The organism is Variovorax sp. 01T439_2, assembly GCF_056398445.1.
The window spans coordinates 1-1,713 of sequence record NZ_JBFTPJ010001116.1 but is presented as its reverse complement, the minus strand read 5'-3'; the positions used below and the strand labels follow the sequence as shown (position 1 = coordinate 1,713).

General features: G+C 72.7%; 1 protein-coding gene and 1 pseudogene. Both read right to left on the bottom strand.

All coding sequences use genetic code 11. The annotated features are described in order from the left end of the window. Window positions 1–279: pseudogene (locus tag AC1DOC_RS32570) on the bottom strand (hypothetical protein); the annotation flags it as partial. Window positions 280–313: 34 nt separating this feature from the next. Further along, a partial coding sequence (locus AC1DOC_RS32565; protein ID WP_478131431.1) for a caspase family protein occupies window positions 314–1,713 on the bottom strand: 1,400 nt, incomplete at its 5' end.

Sequence of the window (1,713 nt, the reverse complement as noted above, 5' to 3'; positions counted from 1 at the left end):
GGCCGTGGCCGCATCGCAGTCGCGGATCACGATGAAGGCGTGGTTGCGCAGCTTGCCCTTGGTGGAGCCGGGCGGAACGACGACGTCCGACTTGTACGAGTAGCCGCCGATGTCCATGCGCTGCTTGCCGTCTTCGTAGGTGCGCTTGGACTCTCCCTCGATCGGCGAGCCCTTGCTCTCGATCATCATCGCGAAGTCGTTGCCCGATTCGCCCGACAGGTAGTCGAGCAGGCGCAGGGCCTCGTCGGGGTCCAGTTTTCCATCGTAGGTCCAGCTCATGTCGATCTCCTGAAAAAAATCCGGTGGTCTGTCGTTACCTGGCGGACAAGGCTTCGCCCGCCCAATGCACCATCGCGGCAAAGCTCTGCCGCTCGCTGTCTTGCTGCAGGGCGCCGCGCACCCGCACCTGGGCCACCCCGTCGGCCGTGCCGGCGCCGAACAGGCGCGGCGCGCTGTAGGGCGTTGCCGGCGCGGCCAGCACCAGCAGCCGGCCGCCTTCGGCGTTGAACCAGGGCAATTCGAAGCGCTTGACGGCGGGCGCGTCGCGCGTGCCGCGCTTGAAGCGGTTGGTCTCGCCCGGGTCCCCGGGGTAGACCTGGCGTGCACCGCCCTGCGGGTCGATGCCGACGACGACAAGGTCCACCGAGCGCCCGGTGGCATTGCGCACATTGAGCACGGCGCGCTCGCCGGCACGCAGCGGCAGCAGCCCGGCGCCGGCCTGGCGGGCCGGGCCGCTGCGCACCAGGCGGTCGCCGTTCCACACTTCGAACAGTGCGTCGAAGCCCTCGAAGTCCGCATCCCTGGCAATGCTGTAGAGCTGGTTGAGCCATTTGAGCCGGGCCAGCATTTCAAGATGCCGGCGGGCCGCCGCGGCATCGGCCGGCACAGGCCTGGCGCCGGCGCCGAGCGCGGGCGAGAGCACGTCGAGCCGGGAGGCGCTCCAGTGCACGTCGGCACCGTCCGCCGCGGCCACGGCGACGACCGAGGCGGGGTAGTCGAGGCTCAGCCCGGGCGGCAGGCCCTGCTCCGCGCGCACGCGCAGCGCGACCGACGCCGGTTCGCCGAGCGGCGTGATGTTCCAGAGCGCGGCGCCGGACAGCTCGCGCAGCGCGGGCGGCACCGCCATGCGCGCCTTGTCGGTGTAGGCCTGCAGCAGCAGGCCCTCGGCGCTGCGCACCGTGCCGTCTTCCATCGTGGCCAGCACGCGCAGCGGCTGCTGCGCCACCAGCCCGTCGAGCTGGCCGGCCTGCAGGACCAGCGCGTCGCCGGAGCGCTGTGCGCGCCACACCGGCCGCGTCGAAACCGGCTGCGCGCGGTTGGCGAAGATCGGCGCATCGAGATTGCCCTCGGCCACCGGCGATGGCAGCTCGCGCGTGGGAAAGCGCTGCGCGAGTTCGTCGATCACCGGCGGATAGGCCGCGAGCACGCCGTCGAACAGCTCGCGCCAGGTGGCGGGCCGGCGCGAGAGCGCCTCCACCACGGCCCAGGTCAGGAGGCCCTGCGGGCGCGCATTGCGGCTCTTGCGCGGCAGCCGCAGCTCGGGCGTGATCTGGTGGCTCTCGGAAGCGAAGAGCGCGACATAGCGCGCGCGCGGCACCGGCTCGGCTGCGGCGGGCCGCGCCACGGGAGCGCGCGCCGCCGGAGCGGGCGCCCCGAGCAGCTGTCCGATGCGCAGGCCGCGCCAGCGCACCTCGTCGTCGGCCGGCCCATCGG